19 protein-coding genes are annotated in these 18,137 nt (G+C 69.6%); 12 read left to right on the top strand and 7 right to left on the bottom strand.

What is annotated here, in order from left to right; genetic code table 11:
• The first annotated feature begins 29 nt into the window (after nt 1-29).
• Nucleotides 30-1,178: an acetyl-CoA C-acetyltransferase gene (locus tag AB0B64_RS46915; protein ID WP_357960727.1), complete on the top strand. Its 1,149-nt coding sequence runs from the start codon at nt 30-32 to the stop codon at nt 1,176-1,178.
• Here the strand turns inward: AB0B64_RS46915 and AB0B64_RS46910 are convergent, their stop codons facing one another.
• Nucleotides 1,179-1,874: an alpha/beta fold hydrolase gene (locus tag AB0B64_RS46910; protein ID WP_358190182.1), complete on the bottom strand. Its 696-nt coding sequence runs from the start codon at nt 1,872-1,874 to the stop codon at nt 1,179-1,181.
• A gap of 132 nt (nt 1,875-2,006) precedes the next feature.
• On the opposite strand from AB0B64_RS46910, the gene AB0B64_RS46905 reads away from it, so the two are divergent.
• The 7 genes from AB0B64_RS46905 (at nt 2,007) to AB0B64_RS46875 (ending at nt 7,673) form a co-directional block, all read left to right on the top strand.
• The gene (locus AB0B64_RS46905; protein WP_358190172.1) at nt 2,007-2,288 is read left to right on the top strand and encodes a hypothetical protein; all 282 of its coding nucleotides are present in this window, start codon (nt 2,007-2,009) and stop codon (nt 2,286-2,288) included.
• 137 nt (nt 2,289-2,425) lie between these two features.
• The gene (locus tag AB0B64_RS46900) at nt 2,426-3,052 is read left to right on the top strand and encodes a TetR/AcrR family transcriptional regulator (RefSeq protein WP_357960736.1); all 627 of its coding nucleotides are present in this window, start codon (nt 2,426-2,428) and stop codon (nt 3,050-3,052) included.
• Between the two features lie 177 nt (nt 3,053-3,229).
• Entirely contained in the window at nt 3,230-4,414 is a 1,185-nt protein-coding gene (locus AB0B64_RS46895; protein WP_357960739.1) for an ABC transporter substrate-binding protein, read from the top strand.
• A gap of 19 nt (nt 4,415-4,433) precedes the next feature.
• A complete protein-coding gene (locus tag AB0B64_RS46890) occupies nt 4,434-4,802 on the top strand; it encodes a hypothetical protein (protein WP_357960742.1) in 369 nt (122 codons plus the stop codon).
• Between the two features lie 4 nt (nt 4,803-4,806).
• Nucleotides 4,807-5,127, top strand: coding sequence for an EthD family reductase (locus tag AB0B64_RS46885; protein WP_357960744.1), 321 nt, complete (start codon nt 4,807-4,809; stop codon nt 5,125-5,127).
• Nucleotides 5,128-5,142: 15 nt separating this feature from the next.
• Nucleotides 5,143-6,636 carry a class I adenylate-forming enzyme family protein gene (locus tag AB0B64_RS46880; protein WP_358190140.1) on the top strand — a complete coding sequence of 498 codons (1,494 nt, stop codon included), beginning with the start codon at nt 5,143-5,145 and terminating at the stop codon, nt 6,634-6,636.
• Nucleotides 6,633-7,673 (top strand): MBL fold metallo-hydrolase, encoded by a 1,041-nt coding sequence (locus tag AB0B64_RS46875; protein WP_358190130.1) that lies wholly within the window; start codon nt 6,633-6,635, stop codon nt 7,671-7,673. Before AB0B64_RS46880 ends, AB0B64_RS46875 begins: the two co-directional genes overlap by 4 nt.
• Nucleotides 7,674-7,774: 101 nt before the next feature.
• Here the strand turns inward: AB0B64_RS46875 and AB0B64_RS46870 are convergent, their stop codons facing one another.
• The 5 genes from AB0B64_RS46870 to AB0B64_RS46850 all read right to left on the bottom strand — a co-directional run bounded on the left by AB0B64_RS46870 (nt 7,775) and on the right by AB0B64_RS46850 (nt 11,836).
• Entirely contained in the window at nt 7,775-8,533 is a 759-nt protein-coding gene (locus tag AB0B64_RS46870) for an SDR family NAD(P)-dependent oxidoreductase (protein WP_358190115.1), read from the bottom strand.
• Nucleotides 8,534-8,590: 57 nt separating this feature from the next.
• The gene (locus AB0B64_RS46865) at nt 8,591-9,382 is read right to left on the bottom strand and encodes an SDR family NAD(P)-dependent oxidoreductase (protein WP_358190100.1); all 792 of its coding nucleotides are present in this window, start codon (nt 9,380-9,382) and stop codon (nt 8,591-8,593) included.
• Nucleotides 9,379-9,762 carry a hypothetical protein gene (locus AB0B64_RS46860; RefSeq protein ID WP_357960761.1) on the bottom strand — a complete coding sequence of 128 codons (384 nt, stop codon included), beginning with the start codon at nt 9,760-9,762 and terminating at the stop codon, nt 9,379-9,381. Before AB0B64_RS46860 ends, AB0B64_RS46865 begins: the two co-directional genes overlap by 4 nt.
• Nucleotides 9,763-9,794: 32 nt before the next feature.
• Nucleotides 9,795-11,177 (bottom strand): FAD-binding protein, encoded by a 1,383-nt coding sequence (locus tag AB0B64_RS46855; RefSeq protein WP_358190087.1) that lies wholly within the window; start codon nt 11,175-11,177, stop codon nt 9,795-9,797.
• 71 nt (nt 11,178-11,248) lie between these two features.
• Entirely contained in the window at nt 11,249-11,836 is a 588-nt protein-coding gene (locus tag AB0B64_RS46850) for a TetR/AcrR family transcriptional regulator (protein WP_357960766.1), read from the bottom strand.
• Nucleotides 11,837-11,935: 99 nt separating this feature from the next.
• On the opposite strand from AB0B64_RS46850, the gene AB0B64_RS46845 reads away from it, so the two are divergent.
• The gene (locus AB0B64_RS46845) at nt 11,936-13,129 is read left to right on the top strand and encodes an acyl-CoA dehydrogenase family protein (RefSeq protein WP_357960770.1); all 1,194 of its coding nucleotides are present in this window, start codon (nt 11,936-11,938) and stop codon (nt 13,127-13,129) included.
• A gap of 76 nt (nt 13,130-13,205) precedes the next feature.
• A complete protein-coding gene (locus AB0B64_RS46840) occupies nt 13,206-14,240 on the top strand; it encodes a phosphotransferase family protein (RefSeq protein ID WP_357960772.1) in 1,035 nt (344 codons plus the stop codon).
• Between the two features lie 291 nt (nt 14,241-14,531).
• Here AB0B64_RS46840 and AB0B64_RS46835 read toward each other — a convergent pair whose 3' ends face one another.
• Nucleotides 14,532-15,203 (bottom strand): helix-turn-helix domain-containing protein, encoded by a 672-nt coding sequence (locus AB0B64_RS46835; protein WP_357960835.1) that lies wholly within the window; start codon nt 15,201-15,203, stop codon nt 14,532-14,534.
• A 179-nt stretch (nt 15,204-15,382) separates the two neighbouring features.
• On the opposite strand from AB0B64_RS46835, the gene AB0B64_RS46830 reads away from it, so the two are divergent.
• Complete coding sequence (locus AB0B64_RS46830) at nt 15,383-16,606, top strand: oxygenase MpaB family protein (RefSeq protein WP_357960775.1); 1,224 nt, start codon at nt 15,383-15,385, stop codon at nt 16,604-16,606.
• Between the two features lie 224 nt (nt 16,607-16,830).
• Nucleotides 16,831-18,135 carry a hypothetical protein gene (locus AB0B64_RS46825; RefSeq protein WP_358190055.1) on the top strand — a complete coding sequence of 435 codons (1,305 nt, stop codon included), beginning with the start codon at nt 16,831-16,833 and terminating at the stop codon, nt 18,133-18,135.
• The last annotated feature ends 2 nt before the right edge of the window (nt 18,136-18,137 follow it).

Here is an 18,137-nt window from a genome sequence, read left to right as displayed (position 1 = left end):
CCCTTACCGACTGACCGGAGTGGATCACCGTGGCCGAAGCCTTCATCGTCGATGCCGTCCGTACCCCTGTCGGCCGCCGCAACGGGGCGCTGAGCGGGGTTCACCCCGCCGACCTGGGCGCCCACGTGCTGCGTTCGCTCATCGCCCGCACCGGGATCGACCCCGGGGCCGTCGATGACGTCTTCTTCGGCTGCGTCGGCCAGATCGGCGCGCAGACGGGCAACATCGCCCGTACGTCATGGCTGGCCGCCGGGCTGCCCCAGCACGTGCCCGGCACCACCATCGACCGGCAGTGCGGCTCGTCGCAGCAGGCAGTCCACTTCGCCGCCCAGGCCGTCATGTCCGGCACCGCCGACCTCGTCGTCGCGGGCGGTGTCGAGGTCATGAGTCTGGTGCCCATCTCAAGCCCGGCCGTCCTGGGGGAGCGTGAGGGCATGGGCGCGCCGTACGACGGGGCGGGCTGGCGGGCTCGCTTCGGCGAGGAGGAGGTGTCGCAGTTCCGCGGCGCCGAGCTGATCGCGCGAAAGTGGGACGTCTCGCGGCTGGACATGGAGCGGTTCGCCCTGGACAGCCATCGGCGCGCGGTCGCGGCATGGTCGGACGGGGTTTTCGGCGAAGAGGTCGTGCCCGCGTTCGGCCTGGCGGCCGACGAGGGTCCGCGGGCCGACACCAGCTTGGCGAAGATGGCGGGGCTCAGGACCCTCAGCGAGGGCGGCCGGCTGACCGCCGCGGTGTCGAGCCAGATCTCGGACGGCGCCGCCGCGTTGCTCGTCGCCTCGCAGGAGGCGGTGCGCCGCTACGGGCTCACGCCGCTGGCGCGGGTCCACAGCATGGCCGTCGTCGGCTCAGACCCGATCTACATGCTCACCGGGCCCATCCCGGCCACCGAGAAGATCCTGGATCGTTCTGGTCTGTCCATCGGCGACATCGACCTGATCGAGATCAACGAGGCGTTCGCGTCGGTGGTGCTGGCCTGGCGTAAGGAGATCGGGGCGGCGCCCGAGCGGACCAACGCGTTCGGAGGAGCGATCGCGCTCGGCCATCCGCTGGGCGCCACCGGGGCGCGGCTGATGACGACCCTGGTGCACCAGCTGCGGCGCACCGGGGGACGGTACGGCCTGCAGACGATGTGCGAGGGCGGCGGCATGGCCAACGCCACGATCATCGAACGGATGTGATCAGCCGTGGACGGCGTTGAGGACGGCGGCGAGCCTCTCCGGCGCGCTGATCATCGCCATGTGCCCGGTGTCGAGATCGACGACCTCCGGGCGGAGCAGCGCGATGGACCGTTGCTGCAGCTCCTCGACGTAGCACAGGTCCCGCTTGAGGTGCACGTACGTGCGCGGGATCGCGCGCTGGTAGCCGCTCAGGTCCACGACCTCGCCCAGCAGCGCGGCCGAGTCGTCGATCAGCCGGTCCAGGGTCGCCGTGGTGGTCGCCTCGTCCATGTCATCGCACAGGATCGCGGCGGCCCCCTCGCGGGTCTGGTGGTAGACGCCACCGGCGATGGACTCCTCGACCAGGTCCCGTACGCCCGGATCGATCTGGTCGAGCACCCGTGACCCGTCGGGAGGCACCACGGCCGACACGAGAACGACGTGCCGGATCCGCTCCGGCACGAGGTTCAGCACGCGTGGCACGGTGACCCCGGCGAAGGAGTGACCGACCAGCACGACGTCGCGCAGGTCCTTCGCCTCGATGTCCTCGCGGACGGCTTCGGCGCAGTCGGCGAGGGTGACCGTGCGCAGGTCGGCTCCGGCCCGCGTGCCACGGCCGGGAAGGTCGACGGCCAGCGCCTCGGCGTTCAGATGGGGGATCAGCTCGTCCCAGCAGTTCGCGCCGAAGCCGGCGCCATGGATGAGGACGAACGGCATGGGAGGCCTCCTCGTGGATGACTACCAGCGAACCCTAATTGAATTCAGCTCTGGCGTACAGGGCCGCGCCTGCCGCACACTGCTGGTGAGCTCAAGTGAGTTCAGTTCAGGAAGCGATCGGGAAGGTGCGAGATGGCCACATCTTGGCATCGGCGGGTCTGGTCCGTCGTCCTCGCGGGCGTGCTCGCCGCGGTCCTGCTCGCCGGGGGCCAGGCCCCCGCGCGGGCCGACCGGCAGGCGCCCACTCCATGGCCGGGCGGGCGGTGGGAGCCGGGACCGGCCCGCTGCGGCACCACGGTCGTCTCGGACGTTCCCGTCCGGATGGACGACGGCGTGACCCTGACGGCCGCGGTCGCCTATCCGACGGATCCGGCGACCGGGCGGCGCGCCTCCGGCCGGTTCCCGGTCGCTTGACCGACAACCGGGACGTGCGAGCACCTTCGACGGGTAAGATGACGGGGAATGAGACTAGAACCGAGTTCAAGTCAGGTCGGCGGCAGAGGCCGGCCGGGCCGCGACGTTTCCCAGGCGGACAAATGGGGGGTGCGGTGATGAAGGCGGCGAAGATCGTCGAGCCGGACGAAAGCCCCCGTTCCAAGCGGCGGGCGATCCTGGCGGCCGCGGTCAAGAACTTCGGTAAGAACGGCTATGAGGCCACCAAGTGGTCGGTGGTCGCCGATCAGGTGGGGATCGGGCAGACCGCGCTCTATCACTACTTCGAGTCGAAGGCGCATTGCCTGCTCACGATCATGCGGCTTGAGCTCCAGCGTTCGCTGGAGATGTTCACGAAGGCGACCGCCGATCAGCCCGATCCGATGGAGGCATTGCGGGCGGCGGTGCGTTCGGCGTACGCGGTGTCCGAGCAGAATGTGCTGCAGATGCGGATCCTGCAGAACAACCTGGCCATTCTCGCGGTGCCCCGCAACTCCAAGAAGGAGGAGGCCGAGCGGCTCGCGGCCCGCGAACTCGTGCACGGCATCGAGCAGGCCTGGACCGAGCTGCTGGAACGCGGGATGGCCGAGGGAGTCTTCGCCCGTCGTGACGCGCACACGCTGGCCCTGAACATGCTCGGCATGATCGTGAGCGTCTGGCGCTGGTATCGCCCCAAGGGCCTGGTGACATTGTCCTCCGTGAGCGAGCTGACCGAAGACTGCTGCGTGCGGATGGTCGCGCCGTAGCGCTGGCCACAATGACCGGCACGACCTGCGCCGAAGGTCGTGCCGGTCGCTCTGTTCCGGCCCTGGCGCGAGTCGCGCGCCCGATGTTTCCTTTTCCGGGCATTCCGCTATTGCCCCATGGTGAGCGCGACGATACAGTCTCGTAAACTGAACTGAACTCAGTTGTGGGAGAACGTCATGCGCCTCCGTTCGACACACCTTCTCACCACCTGCGTCGCGGCCCTCGTCCTTGCCGTGGGCGCCTGCGGCGGGGGCGGCTCCAGCGCCGCGAGCGACAAAGAGATCAAGATCGGCGCCTGGTATCCCCTCACGGGTGCCGTGGCGGCCTCCGGCGTCCCGCAGCGCGCGGGCGCCGACGCGTACTTCAAGATGATCAACGACAAGGGCGGCGTCAACGGCCGCAAGATCAACTGGATCGTCAAGGACAACGCCTTCGACCCGCAGCAGACCGTCCAGATCGCCCGGGAGCTGATCGGCCAGGACAAGGTCGTGGCCATCGTCGCCGCCAACGGCACCGCGCAGGGCGAGGCGAGCTTCCCGTTCGTCCTGCAGCAGTCGAAGGTGCCGATCCTCAACGAGCTGGGCGGGGCCGCCACCTGGTACACGCCGCCGCGTCCCGGCCTGTTCGGCACCCAGACCCTCTATGAGGACCAGGCGGCGGCCCTGGCGGCCTGGGCGGGGGAGGACGGCGCGAAGAAGGTGCTGGTGGTGCACAGCGACCCCGCCGCGTTCGTCAACGTGGCCAAGCAGGTGGGGCCCGTCCTGCAGAAGGTCAGCCCGGGCAGCACCGCCGAACTGCTGTCGGTGAAGTTCCAGTCCACCGACTGGAGCCCGACGATCACACAGGTGAAGGCCAAGAAACCCGACGCGGTGATCGTCATCCTCGCCTCGCCGGAGGCCGCGGCCTTCCTCAAGGAGGCCAAGCTGCAGGGCCTGTCGGTGCCGATGTACGGGTACGCGCCCACCGCCGCGGCCTCCACGCTCACCCTCGCGGGGGATGCCGCCGAGGGCTTCAAGGCGGTGCAACTGGTCAAGGTGCCCAGCGACGAGGATCCGGCCGTCAAGGAGTTCCGCGACGCGATGGCCAAGTACGAGCCGAAACAGCCCGCGGACTTCATCGCCCTGTGGGGGTGGACTGCCGCCAAGGTGTTCGTCCAGATCGCGCAGACCGTCCAGGGTCCGGTCACCTCGCAGTCGCTCATCGCGGCCTACGAGAAGGCAGGCAACATCGACCCCGGCGTCGCGCCCGTCATGAACTTCAGCGCGGCCAACCACCTGGGCACCCGCGCGGTGCAGAAAGTGGTCGTGAAGGGCGGCCAGTTCGTCTCTGAGGGCGACTTCTTCACCCCGCCGGACCGCTGACACCAGGGAGGATGCACACATGGTGCTGCTTGAGTACATGGCCCGCATGGACGGCCAGAACCCGGAGAAGGCGCTCGAGTACGTGGAGCCGGACTTCCGTTTCCTGCTCGCCCTTCCCGGCGGACAGGTGAGCGGGCAGTCCAGGGAGGACTTCGCCCGCTACATCACCGGCCGCAAAGCGGTCGAACGGGTGCACAACGTCCTGCGCTCGGCGGTCGACGGCAACGTTGAGATGGTCTACGGGGTGGTGACCGAATCGGGCAGGCCCACCGGAGCATTCCACTCGGCCGCCGTGGTGTCGGCCAACGGGCGGATGCTGCGCTACCAGTCGTTCTTCACGACCTCGTTCGAGCTGCTGGACTGGCCGGCGGCGCCCGGATCGGAGTGATGACATGTACAACCTCGTGCTTCTGGCCGCGCGACCGCCGGAGTGGACCCACGATCGGTTCATCGCTTGGTGGCGGAATGAGCACGCGGAGCTCACCCGTCGGCTGCCGGGTCTGCGGGCATGGCGGCACACCGAGATAGAGGCGGCGCTGGAAAGCCGGTCCGAAGGCTGGGACGGGATGTCGGTGCTGAGCTTCGACAGCCCGGAAGATCTCCGGAAGGCTCTGGACAGCCCCGAGTGGGCGGCGGCGGTCGCCCAGGTCGGCGACATGAGGGGCCGCCGGATCGCAGTGATGGGGACCGAGCTGGAGATGTTCACGAGCTGATGGTGGAGGGGCCGAATGCGGCAACTGGTGAGTGAGTTCCGGCGTCGGGCCGAGGAGTCGGACTTCGTCGCCGTCATCGACGATTCGGGCGAGCACACGGCGCGGGACCTGCTCGCCCGCGCCACGCGGCTCGCCGAATCCCTGGGCGGCGGCGCCGGGACCGTCCTCCTGCAGGCCGACAACTCCTGGCGGACCGTCGCGGCGAGCCTGGCCGTGGGGATGAACGGTGGCGTGCTGGCGGTGGTCAATCGCCACACCACCGCCGCCGAGTTCGCCGCGGCCTTCGAGGACATCCGGCCCGACGCCGTGGTGGCCGAACCGTCCGCTCTCGCGGAGTGGTCCGTGCCCGCGGCCGGGGGCTTCTGGGACGGCTGGGGGGTGTGGTCGGACGACGGGCCGCGGGGCGTCTCGCGGTGGTCCGGTGGCTCGCTGATCGGGCTGACCTCCGGCTCGACGGGGCGGCCCAAGGGAGTGGTCCAGTCCGAGGACGCCCTGCGCTACGCCTGCTCGCGCACCATCGCCGTCAACGGCCTGAGCCAAGGGGACGCGGTCGCGGCGCTCGTGCCGCTGTCCTCGACCGCGGCGTACTGCTTCGGCGTCTTCATGGCTTTGACGCTGGCCGGCCCGCTGGTGTTGTGGAGCAGGTGGGACCCCGCCACGGCGCTGACCCGGATGGCCGCGACGCAGGTGCGGTGGACCATGTGCGTGCCGACCATGGCGCTCCAACTCGGCGCCACCGCCGCCGGGTCGCGGGCGCTCCAGGGCGTGCGTTCGATGACCGTCGGCGGCGGTCCGATGGACGTCGGGGCTCTCGCCCGTGCCGAGGAGTCGCTGGGCACCAGGATCCTGCGGGTGTTCGGGATGTCGGAGTGCCTGGGCCACACCTCGCCGTCGCCGGAGGAGCCGGTGGAGATCCGGCTCGGCCGTGACGGGCGCCCGTTCCCCGGCACCGAGCTGCGGATGGTCGGCCCGGACGGCCGCCAGGTGCCACGGGGCGAGGTCGGCCGGGCCCAGGTGCGCGGGCCGTCGCTGTTCCTGGGGTACGCGCACGAGGGCAGGCCGGAGCCGCCGGCGCTCACCGCGGACGGGTTCTTCCCCACCGGTGACCTCATGATGGTCAACGACGACGGGACCGTCAGCGTCATGGGCCGCGAGAAGGACGTGATCATCCGTGGCGGCCGCAACATCGACGTCACCGAAGTGGAGCGCGCCGTCGCTACCCATCCCGGCGTCTGGCAGGTCTGCGTGGTGCCGGTCCCCGACGAGATCCTCGGCGAACGGGTGGCCGCGCTGGTCACCCTCACCGACGGAGACGGGATCGGGCTCGACGAGATCACCCGGCATCTGCGGAGCGTCGGACTCTCCAAGACCAAGTGGCCCGAGCTGGTGTTCGCCGTCGACGCGCTGCCGCAGACCACGGTCGGCAAGATCTCCCGGGCAGGCGCCCGCGACTTAGCGCGTGACCTGCTCGCCCGCCTGCCCGGCCCGGCGGGCAAGGCGGAGGCGTGACGGCGCCGGCCCGGAGCGGCCAGTGGGCCGAGGCCGGAACGGAGACGATCCGGCCCGGCGTGCACCGCGTCCCGCTGCCGCTTCCCGGAGACGGTCTGCGCGCCGTCAACGTCTACCTGCTCGAAGAGGACGACGGCATCGTCATGATCGACGGCGGCTGGGCCCTGCCCGAATCCCGTCGTGTCCTTGAGCAGGCCATGGCGTCGCTGGGGCACGACCTCGGCCGGATCACGAAAATCTTCGTCACCCACATCCATCGCGACCACTACACGCAGGCGGTGGCGTTGCGCCGGCTCCTGGGGTCGCGGGTGTATCTCGGCGCCGGCGAGCGACCCGGCCTGGACGCGCTGGGCGAGGTGCGCAGCAACGTGCCGGTCACCTCCCTGGAAGTGCTCCGCCACGGCGGCGCGGGCGACCTCGCCGACCGGCTCTCCCGCCTGGACTTCGGCCGCTTCACCGAAAGCGACTGGGAGGCGCCGGACAGCTGGATCGGCGCGGGCGTCCTCGACCTCGACCGCAGGAGCCTGCGCGTCATCCCCACGCCCGGCCACACCAGAGGGCACGTGGTGTACCTGGACGAGGCGGCCGGCCTGCTGTTCTCCGGTGACCACGTGCTGCCGCACATCACGCCGTCCATCGGCTTCGAGCTCGGCGACCCCGGATTTCCGCTGGCGGACTATCTCGCCTCGCTGCGGCTGATGACCTGCTTCGCCGACGCGCGACTGCTGCCCGCGCATGGCCCGGTCACCGGGAGCGCGCACGCTCGCGTCGCCGAACTGCTGACCCACCACGATGTACGGCTGGCGCAGGCGCTGCGGGTCCTTGGCGACCAGACGCTGAACGCGTACGCGGTGGCGCGGCGGTTGACCTGGACCCGGCGCGAGGTGTCGTTCGCGAGCCTGGACGACTTCAACCAGATGCTCGCGGTCAATGAGACGGTCGCGCACCTCGACGTGCTCGCGGCGCGCGGACAGGTGATCGTCACGGTCGACGGCGGCGTGAGCGAGTACACGCGCGTGGACGGCGGCGCGGAGTAATCGACCGCGCCGCCGTGCGGTCCCGGGACACAGCGGGCGGTGCGGCCATTGTGCGGTCTCGGAGCTCAGCGGGCGGTGCGGCCGCTGAGCGGTCCCGGGGCTCAGCGGGCGGTGTAGCCGCCGTCGACGTACAGCTCGGAGCCGGTGACGAAGCTCGACTCGTTGCAGGCCAGGAAGAGCGCGGCGTTCGCCACCTCGTCGGTGCGGCCCAGCCGTCCCATCGGCGTGTTGTCGAGCATCAGGTCGAGCCTGGGCGTACCCCGCCAGAGCTTGCGTGACAGCGGGGTCTCGATGAATCCCGGATGCAGCGAATTGACCCTGACCCCACGCTTCGCCCAATGCAGCGCCGCGTTCTTGGTCATCAGCCGGACCGCGCCCTTGGCGGCGTGGTAGGAGAACTGGCCGCCGAAACCGCCGATCGTGCCGAATATCGACGAGACGTTGACGATCGACCCCCCGCCGGAACGCTCGATCACCGGGCCGGCGTGCTTCATCCCGAGCCAGACCCCGCGCTGGGTGACCGCGACGACGGCTTCCCACGTCTCCAGCGTCTCCGTCTCCACGTCCGTCATCTTGGCGATGCCGGCGTTGTTGACCAGCACGGAGATGCCGCCGAGCCGTTCGGCCACCTCGTTCACGACCGCTTCCCAGGCACCCTCGTCGGTGACGTCGAGGCCGAGGCCGATGGCCCGTCCGCCCGCCTTCGTGAGCTGTTCGGCGGCCTCCTCACAGCGTTCGGCGTCCACGTCGGTGATCACGACCGTCGCGTCCTCCTCGGCGAACCGCCGGACGACGGCCTCCCCGATCCCGCCGGTCGCGCCGGTCACCAGTGCCACGCGGCCGGACAGTCGAGCTCTCACGGCGATCTCCTCTGTCGATCTCACTTCGATGCCGATCTCAATGCGAAACCTCGGTCCTCAGACCGTGAACCGGCCGCCGTTGCTGAGCAGCACGGCGCCCACCACATTCGACGCGCCGGAGGAGGCGAGGTACAGGATGTTGTCCGCCAGCTCCTCGGGGGAGGCGTACCCGATCGGCCCGGAGGCCGCCATCGCCTGCCGGACGGCCGCCGGGGTGCGCGCTGCCATGGGGGTGTCCACTGGACCCGGCGCGACGACGTTGACCCGTACACCGAACGCCGCCGCCTCCTTGGCCACCGACTGCGCGAGCGCGTGCACGCCCGCCTTGGACGCGGCGTAGTGGGCGTAACCCGCCAGCGTGTCGAAGGCCGCCGACGACCCCACCATGACGACGGCGCCGCGACCGGCCGGGATCATCGCGCGCACCGCCGCTCGCAGGACATGGAACGACCCGTCGAGATTGATCGCCATGACCCGGCGCCACTGTTCGTCCTCCAGGTGCCGGAACACGTCAAGGGGCTCGCCCGACTGCTGGGCGGCCAGGATCCGCTCCTTGGCGCGTGGATCGTCGACCCCCGCGGTGTTCACGACGACGTCCAGCCGGCCGTGTGCCGCGACGATCCGTTCGACCTGCGCCTCCACGTCGGCGGTGACGGTGACGTCCAGGACGGCCGGGCGGCCGGACCTGGTCGTCGCGGCCACCGTACGCGCTCCGACCTCGTTGACGTCGGCCACATAGACCGCGGCGCACCGCTCGCGATCGAGCTGCCGCACGACCGCGGCTCCGATCCCGGACCCGCCTCCGGTGACCAGCGCGACCGCCCCCTCGAACCTGCTCGTGTCACTCACTGGTCGCTCATGGGGAAGGCTATTTCGGGCGTACGGCAGATCAGCAGCCGCCGGCACTTACCTGAGGCAGGGTCCACGAGCGCGGTCACGTTGAACGACGCCTCGAACCGTCCGTCCCGCGTCACCGTCCCCAACCCCAGCTCGACGTCGCCGACGGCCGTGGCCCGGACCAGGTGATGGACCAGCGCGTTCTTCTCACGCTGCGCGAGATAGCCGACCAGACCCTCACGGTCGCCGCGGAACTCGGCGGTCTGCCCGCCGCCTTTGGAGAACACCACGGACATCTCGAAGTCGTCAGTGATCTTCGTGAGCACGCGTTCGGGCTCGTCGGAGTCCATCGTGGCGAACCACGCGTCGAGCAGGGGGGTGTCGGTGGTCATGGGGCTCCTCCTAGGCGTCTGCTTGGCGTCTTCTAGGCGTCGGCGGTGGTGTTGGTGGCTGCGCCGGTGGCGGTTTTGCCGGTTGTCTCGGTGGCCGTGTGGGCGGCGGTCAGGCCGAAGACGAGAGCCGCGGCGATGCCGCCCGCGTACGCGCGGTTCCACAAACCGCCGACGTCCGACCCCGCCGCGAGGAGCCCGCCGATCGGTTCGCCGTCCTCGCCCAGGACGCGGGCGCGGTCGTCGACGCGCACGCCGTGGAACGGGAACGTGATGGCCGGCACCGCCTCGATGACGTAGTACGGCGGCTCGTCGAGTGGCAGGCGGTCCAGCTCGCGGCCGGGCCGCAGGTCGAGCCCCGCCGAGGCGCGCTCGTTGAAGAGCTCGACGCCGTCGCGGACGGCCTTGCCGTGGTAGCCCCATTCCTCCGGCAGGAAGGCCAGTTCGTCCAGGTCCTGGGCGAGTCCGACGCGACCGCCTCGCCTGCTCGCCAGGGCGAACTTGTCGACGGCGACGGCGCCCTCGACATAGGAGCCGACGATCCAGTCGCGGAACACCCGGGCGTCGGCGACGAGCAGGCCGCGGCTTCCGGGCTGCTCCAGCAACGCCATGGTGGTGAGGTGATCGCCCAGCGTCTCGTCCGTGAACCGTTCGTTGTTCAGGTTGAACAGGAGCGCGTGCTCGCTGTAGTACAGCGACAGGTCGACGAAGTCCGCCGGATCGGCGAAGGAGATGCCGCTGGGGATGAGGTGACCGTAGAAGCCGGCGTCCTCGTGACCGGTGGCCGCGCCGGCCTGCGTGGCCAGGCGGTAGCCGCCGCCACGGCTGTGTGGATTCGAGCGCAGCTCCATACGGTCGGCTCGCGGGTGCACATGGGTGGTACGGAGCGCGAGGTCACCCTGGAACCCGCCGGTCGCGACGAGCGTCGAGCGAGCCCGCACCGTTCTGCGCGCGCCGTCGGCCGACCTCAGCTCCGCCCCGGCCACGACTCCGTTCTCCGTCACCAGACGTTCGGTGTCGGTGTCGAGCAGCAGTTCGCCGCCGCCTTGGAGGATGAGCCGGCGGCAGGTGTCGAGGTAGTGGTTGGTGTCGAACCGATGCCCGCGGCCGAAACTGAGAATTGCCTGCTCGTCCCCGGTCTCGACGCCGATGGAGCGGATCCATGAGACGCCGTCGGCGAACCGGTCCACCAAGGCGCGTTTCAGTGCGGCCTCTCCGCGCGGATTGTGCTGATCCATGATCTCGTGGCTGGGAGCGGTCCACGCGTACCCGGCGAAGCGCGCCGATCCACCGACGTCGCCGCCGATCTCGGCGATCAACACCGACAGACCGTCGCGCACGGCTCGCGCACCAGCCGTCAGCCCAGCCATCCCGGCGCCGATGATCAGCAGATCGACGGCTTCTGCTTCTGCGCGCACGCGACTCTCCTCCATCGGTCCCTGCTGCTCAGCGGACTGCCAGGCGTCTCGCGTGCCACAATAGACCAAACTCAATTCAATTCAAGAGCAGGTCCTCCGGCGCCGACGAGACGGAGGGCGAACTCGCTGTACTGCCACACGACGGCGTCCTCGCCGTGCTCGCCGTCTTCGCGATACCAGGCCGCCAAGCCCATGCCGAGGTCGAGGATCGCGTACGACGCCAACCGCGCCGATGCCACGGCGAAGACCCCCTGTCGCGATCCCGCCTGTACGAGATCACGAAACCGGGTCTCGTACTCGGCGCGAAGCTCCAGCACGCGCCCGCGATGCGGTTCGGTGAGGCTGCGGATCTCCCGGTTGCCGACGAACGCCTCAAGCCGGTGCCGGGCGTGATAGCGGACGTGAGCCTCGGTCGCCCGCCGCAGGCGCTCGACGGGGTCGGTCGTGGTCGCGACCGCCGCGCGGTTGGCGGCGAGCAGTTCGCGCATCGTCGCCTTCATGATCTGGGCGAGCAACTCCTGCTTGGAGGCGACGTGCTTGTACAGGCTGGGCGCGCGCATTCCCACCGCTTCGCCGATGTCGGCCATCGTGGTGGCCTCGTATCCCTTGCCGGCGAACAACTCCAGCGCCACCGAACGAATGTGCTCGACCCGGTCCACATCGACTCCTCGGCTAACGTTAATTAGCTGCAATGATGGCGCATTTCTGCCCCCAGGGGCTACGGTTCGGCTAACGCTCATTAGCCAGATGGGAGACCCATGGCCGTCGACCTCGCCCCCGATCCAGCTGTCGCCGACGTCGCCCGGCGCACCACGACGTTCATCCGCGAGGCGGTGATTCCTGTCGAGGAGGCACAACACGGCGTCGCGCGGTCGGAGGACGTCCGCAGGACGCTGCAGCAGGCCGCGAAGGAGGCCGGTGTCTTCGCCCCGCACGTCGCGCGGGAGTACGGCGGGCTCGGGCTCGACATGCGCGGCCGGGCCGCCGTGTTCGAGGAGGCCGGCTACTCCCTGCTCGGACCGCTCGCGCTGAACATCGCGGCGCCCGACGAGGGAAACATGCACATGCTTGAGGCCATCGCCACTGACGAGCAGAAGGAACGTTACCTGCGGCCACTCGCCGCGGGCGAGGTCCGCTCGTGCTTCGCGATGACCGAGCCCGCCCCGGGCGCGGGCTCGGACCCGAGCGCCCTCACCACGCGTGCGACGCGTACGGCTGACGGATGGCGTATCGACGGCCACAAGTGGTTCATCACCGGCGCTGACGGGGCGGGCTTCGCGATCTGCATGGCCAGGACCTCCGGGCAACCGGGCGAAGCGGGCGGCGCGACGATGTTCCTGGTCGACGGCGACAACCCCGGCATGAAGACGGTCCGGCACATCGACACCCTCGACGAGAGCCTGTACGGAGGTCACGTCGAGCTGGTCTTCGACGACTGCGTGGTGGGGGAGGACGCGATACTCGGCGAGGTCGACGAGGGCTTCCGCTACGCCCAGGTCAGGCTCGGCCCGGCCCGCATGACGCACTGCATGCGCTGGCTGGGCATCGCGCGACGGGCGCAGGACATCGCGGTGGCGCGGGCCGCGGAGCGGCGGCTGTTCGGGTCGCGGCTGGGCGAGCTCGGCATGGTCCAGCAGATGATCGCCGACAACGAGATCGACATCGCCGCGTCCCGTGGCCTCATCCTGCGGGCGTGCTGGGAGCTCGATCAAGGCGACAGCGCGGCACAGTCCACCGCTGTCGCCAAGACCTTCTGCGCGGAGGCGATCTGGCGCGTCGTCGATCGTGCCGTGCAGATCTGCGGCGCACTCGGCGTTTCCGGCGACGTTCTGCTGAGCCGCTACCTGCGGGAGGTGCGCCCCTTCAGGATCTATGACGGGTCCTCGGAGACCCACCGCTGGGCCATCGCCAGGCGCGTCCTTCGCCGCCACGACGCGGCGGCGGCGCGATGACCGGCGTGACGTGGAAGTGGCGCGATGCCCGGCATGACGTGCGGTGCGATGACCGGAGTGGCGTGGAGGCGGCGCGATGACGGACACTGACCGGTCCGCGCTCGATGGCCTGGATCTTCCCGCGCTCGAAAGGTTCTTCGCCGAGCGCGTGCCCGGCTTCGCCGGTCGCCTCACCGCCGAGTTGCTCCATGGCGGGCGGTCGAACCTGACGTACCTGCTCGGCGACGGCCGGCACAAGTGGGTGCTGCGCCGTCCGCCGCTGGGCGGGCTCACACCGTCGGCACACGACATGGGCCGCGAGTACCGGGTCGTCGAGGCCCTTGCCGACAGCCAGGTCCCGGTCGCACGCGCGGTCGCCCTGGCCGGCGCCGAGGTGCTGGGCGTGCCCTTCTCCGTGGTCGAGCACATCGAAGGGGCCGTGATCCGGACCACGGACCAGTTGCTCACGCTGTCCAAGGGCGATATCGCCCGATGCGCGGACAGCCTGATCGAGGTGCTGGCCCGCTTGCACGCGGTCGATGCCGATGCCGTCGGGCTGGGGACGTTCGGCCGTCCCCACGGTTACCTCGCCAGGCAGGTGCGGCGCTGGCACGACCAGTGGCAACGGGTCCGGACCCGCCCCCTGGCCGACATCGAGCGCCTGCACGCGTGGCTGGCCGAGGCGTGCCCCGAGGAGAGCGGCGCCTCGATCGTCCACGGCGACTATCGCATCGACAACGCCATCCTCGACCGGCACGACCCCGCCCAGGTACGGGCGGTGGTGGACTGGGAGATGGCCACGCTCGGCGACCCGCTGGCCGACCTGGGACTGCACCTTGTGTACGCGGATCCGGCGTTCGCCCCCGTCATCGGCGGCTCAGCGGCGTCCACCAGCGACCGCTTGCCCCCGCCGGCCGAACTCGCCCAGCGATACGCCACGATCAGTGGCCGCGACCTCGGCCGGCTCGACTTCTATCTCGGTCTCGGCTACTTCAAGATCGCAGTGATCGCGGAAGGGATCCACGCCCGCTTCCAGCGGGGCATGACGCGGGGATCGGGGTTCGAATCCGTCGGTCAGGCGGTCGCGCCGCTGGCCGCCGCCGGTCTGCATGCCCTGGCGAAGCCCGCCTGAAGGAGTAAGGAATGCCGGGCCAGTACCTCAGGGGTACGAAGGTCGCCGCGCAGCGCCCAGACCGCGGTGAGTTGCGGGTTCTTGGTGGGAGCCGGTTCGGTGACCTCTGGTTGGCGGACTTGCCGCCCACGCCGTGGACGATCAGCCGCGAGCCGGCACGAGCGAGCGCGGGCGTACGGACGAACACCCGGCTGGTGCCACGACCAGCGCGACCGCGTAGCGGATTGCTGGCTTGGTCTGCATGCGGCCACTATCAGCGGCCACCGCGTGAGCCGCATGAGTAGGCGCTACTCAGACGGATCCGGCCGCTGACGTCCCGGCTGGTGGCTCGAGCATGGGCACGAGGAACCGCCGGGCCACCGCGGCCAGTTCGTCGTCGTCATCCAGGTCGATGATGGCACTGGGGATCGTCAGGAAAGAGGTGGAGATCCGCACCATCATCTCGGCCACAAGATCGACGTCAAGCCTGCTCGACACGTTGCCCGCGCGTTGCTCGCTGCGGAGCTGACCGGCGACGAAATGCCGTACGGTGGCGAGGGTCTGACCCCCGTCGGCCGTCATGGAGGGGACTAGCAGGTCCGGTTCCGTAGCGATGAGTCCGCCGATCAGCGGGTTGCCGCGAATTGCTCGCAATGAGGTTACGAAGCCCAGTACCACCCTGTCGGCAGCGGTGCCGGCCTGTTCTATGTCGATGAGGAACTGGTCGAAATAGCGGCGGAACTCCCGGCGCACCACGTGTTCGATCAGCGTGTCCTTGGTGTCGAACCGGCGGTAGACCGTGATCCGCGACACCTTCGCCAGCCGGGCGACGTCCTCCATGGTGGAGCGCCTGATGCCCATCCGGCAGAACTGCTCGTACGCCGCGTCGAGGATGCGCGCCCGTAGCTCGTCGCTGTCGTCGACGCGCTCGACGGCATCGACATAGGCGCGCTCCAGCAGCGAATCCGAGTCCGACGGCGCCATGAATCCGGACAGCACAGATTCCACGATCACCTCCTAGAGGAATTCTGCCTCAAACGTGGTCTTGTGATGCTCGTCACACTGTGCTCTGATGATGATACACAGACTCATGACTTGTTTCTCCGTATCAACCATTTCTCGCATGCCCTGAGCAGAACCCCCACCTCGAAGGAGTGCGGAGCATGGCAGAGTTGAGCAGGCGCGAGGTACTGATGTCGGGCACCGCGTTGGGGGCGCTCGGCGCGTTAGGAATGGTCTCCCCGGCCCAGGCGGACTCCCTGTCCGGCGACTGGGGCTGGCCGGCCAGTGGTTCGATCGCGGGTTCCGGCAGCGGCGCCGACCCCCGATGGGTGTGGGACGACGTGGCCGATCCGCTCCTCGCCTCCCTGCTCGACCGCGGTGTCATACCCGAGGTCAACCGGCTGCTGGACGGCTGGAACCGCAACGACCAGCCCCTGCCCGCGGGGCTGCCGGAGGATCTGCGGGCCTTCATCGAGCAGGCACGTCAGCTGCCATCGTGGGCCGACCCGGCCAAGCTGGACGCCGCGGGGCGCTTCCACGCGCTCAAGGGGAACTACATCGTCGTCCTCACCATTGTCGGCGCCGGGATGCTGGCCACCGCCATCCCCAAGGAGGCACGCGCTGTCTATTACTCCGCGGGCGGCGCGGATCTGAAAGACCGGATCGCCAAGACGAACATCCTGGCGTACGCGGTCAGACCCCAGAACGCCTGGAGTGCCGGAGGCACGGCCGTGGTCGAGGCCGTGAAGACCCGGCTGGTGCACGCGGCGGTGCGGCACCTGCTGAAGTCGTCTCCCCACTGGTCCGGCCCTATCCCGATCAGCCAGGAGGACATGCTCGTCACGTGGCACACCCTGGCGACCTACTCCATGCGCGGGATGCGGGAGTGGCAGGTGCGCATCTCCTCCACTGAGGCCGCGGCGTACCTGCATTCGGTACAGATGCTGGGGCACATGCTCGGCATCAGGGACGAGTTCCTCCCCGCCACCTGGGACTCCTCCTACACCCAGTCGGATCTGGTCCTGCCCAGGAACATGGGGCCGACCTCGGAGGGGGTGGAACTCAACGCCATCCTGCGGGGCATGCTCGCGGAGCTGACCAGCCCCGGCGGCCTCGACAAGCCGCTCGTCAACGCGTTCTCCAGGTACCTCACCGGCGACCAGGTGGCCGACTGGAACGGCATCCCGCGCGAGCCGCTGTGGGACCCGGCGGTCAAGACCGCTTGGCCGCTACTGGTGCGGTTCCGGGAGGGTCTGATCGGGCTGCCGCTGGTGCCCGCCGCCGCCTGGCTCCTCGACGAGATGGTCAAGAAGTGGACCACGTACTACCTCACCAAGGGGGCACAAACCAAGATCGTGATTCCGACGGGCAACCGGCCCAGCTGATCACGGTCCGGCAAGGAGATCCCAACTCCTGGGTCACACCCGCATGACGGCATAGCCCGTTGCGTTGAGAGGCGCACCTTCGGTACACCATCGGCCCCCGGCGACTGGGTTGTCGCCGGGGAATTTCTTTTGCCTGATCCCTTGACCTGGACCCCCGGGAGGGGAGAGTTTGGTCAGAATCGGATTTACGAGTCATTTACGAACCTAGTTCGTAAAGGGGTGTCGTGGCGATTGTGATCGGAGTGGTGACCCACTCGATGCACGGGGAGTTGTTCCGGGAAGCCGCGAACACGCTCGGTGGGGTCGACCTGGAGTGGGTCAGCTACGACCACGAGGACGAGATCCGCGCCAAGGTCGCCGAGTTCCTGAGCACGACCCGGCTCGACGGCTTCCTGGCCGGCCCGGTCCCGTACACGGCCAGCCGCGAACTCCTCCCACCCGGCCTGCCGGTCGGCGTGATCCGCTCGTCGGCGCTCGACCTGACCCTCGCGCTCTACCGCGCCCAGGAGCGTGGGTGGGGTCGCACCCCGGTCAGCATCGACACCTTTCCCGCCGAGGCGGTCGAGGCGGTCGCCCTCGCGCTCGAGCTCGACGCCGACGCCATCGACTGCCTGCCGTACGCCCCCACGCAATCCGTGGAGGACATCGTCGAGTTCCACCGTTCCGCGTACCACCGGTTCGGCGAGCGCAGCTATGTGATCAGCGTCCGCGCCGCCGTCCGCGAGCGACTGTCCGGCGAGATCCCGATCATGAGCGGGATGCCGGTGCCGGCGACGATCCGGACCGAGCTGCACGAGCTCGCGCTCCGGATCGAGTCCGAGCGAGCCAGCGCGCAACGCTTCGCCGCCGGAGTCTTCCTGATCTCGCATTCGCAGGACGAGGAACGGGCCCGGATCGGCCTGATGAACCTGTTGCTCAACACCCCCGAGTTCGCCGGCGCGTGGATCGAGGACCGTGGGCGGCGCGGTGTCGTCGTCTTCGCCCACAAGGCCCTGTTCGAGCGCATCACCCGCAACTGGGTCGCCGTACCCGCGCTCGCCGAGGCGGCCGCGGCGCTCGGTGCGCAGGTCTCGGCCGGGTTCGGCGTCGGCGCGTCCGCCCGCGGCTGTGTGGCCCTGGCCGAACAAGCGGCCGCCCGGGCCGAGCGGGAGAGCGAGCCATGCGGCTACCTGATCGAGGACAGCGGCTTGATCATCGGCCCGATGGGTCCGGTCCGGGCGGCGCTCAGCTACTCCTACCGCGAACACGGCGACGACGTCGAACAGCTCGCGAAGTCCGTCGGCCTCAGTGCCGCGACCGTCTCCCGCCTGGCGGCACTGGAGCACGAACTGGAAGGTCGCGCGATCTCGCCCGGTGAGCTCGCCGACCATCTCGGCATCACGGATCAGAGCGGCCGCCGGCTGATCCGCACACTTGACGCTGGGGGCCTGGTGAGCGCCGAAGGCACAGCTCAGCGCCATCCGAAAGGACGCCCGACGCGTCTGTACCGGCTACGCATCGCCCAAGCGTTACTGCGCTCACCGCGTTGAAG

The organism is Nonomuraea sp. NPDC049129, from assembly GCF_040648495.1.
Lineage (GTDB): Bacteria > Actinomycetota > Actinomycetes > Streptosporangiales > Streptosporangiaceae > Nonomuraea.
Note: the sequence above shows the minus strand (reverse complement) of the source record. Positions and strands in the feature narration are given on the sequence as shown.

Coding starts and splice junctions, on each gene's coding strand:
- AB0B64_RS46845 (WP_357960770.1), top strand. CDS start 11,936: ATGGCCGTCGACCTCGCCCCCGATCCAGCTGTCGCCGACGTCGCCCGG.
- AB0B64_RS46880 (WP_358190140.1), top strand. CDS start 5,143: ATGCGGCAACTGGTGAGTGAGTTCCGGCGTCGGGCCGAGGAGTCGGAC.
- AB0B64_RS46905 (WP_358190172.1), top strand. CDS start 2,007: ATGGCCACATCTTGGCATCGGCGGGTCTGGTCCGTCGTCCTCGCGGGC.
- AB0B64_RS46910 (WP_358190182.1), bottom strand. CDS start 1,874: ATGCCGTTCGTCCTCATCCATGGCGCCGGCTTCGGCGCGAACTGCTGG.
- AB0B64_RS46885 (WP_357960744.1), top strand. CDS start 4,807: ATGTACAACCTCGTGCTTCTGGCCGCGCGACCGCCGGAGTGGACCCAC.
- AB0B64_RS46890 (WP_357960742.1), top strand. CDS start 4,434: ATGGTGCTGCTTGAGTACATGGCCCGCATGGACGGCCAGAACCCGGAG.
- AB0B64_RS46860 (WP_357960761.1), bottom strand. CDS start 9,762: ATGACCACCGACACCCCCCTGCTCGACGCGTGGTTCGCCACGATGGAC.
- AB0B64_RS46895 (WP_357960739.1), top strand. CDS start 3,230: ATGCGCCTCCGTTCGACACACCTTCTCACCACCTGCGTCGCGGCCCTC.
- AB0B64_RS46900 (WP_357960736.1), top strand. CDS start 2,426: ATGAAGGCGGCGAAGATCGTCGAGCCGGACGAAAGCCCCCGTTCCAAG.
- AB0B64_RS46840 (WP_357960772.1), top strand. CDS start 13,206: ATGACGGACACTGACCGGTCCGCGCTCGATGGCCTGGATCTTCCCGCG.
- AB0B64_RS46830 (WP_357960775.1), top strand. CDS start 15,383: ATGGCAGAGTTGAGCAGGCGCGAGGTACTGATGTCGGGCACCGCGTTG.
- AB0B64_RS46835 (WP_357960835.1), bottom strand. CDS start 15,203: ATGGCGCCGTCGGACTCGGATTCGCTGCTGGAGCGCGCCTATGTCGAT.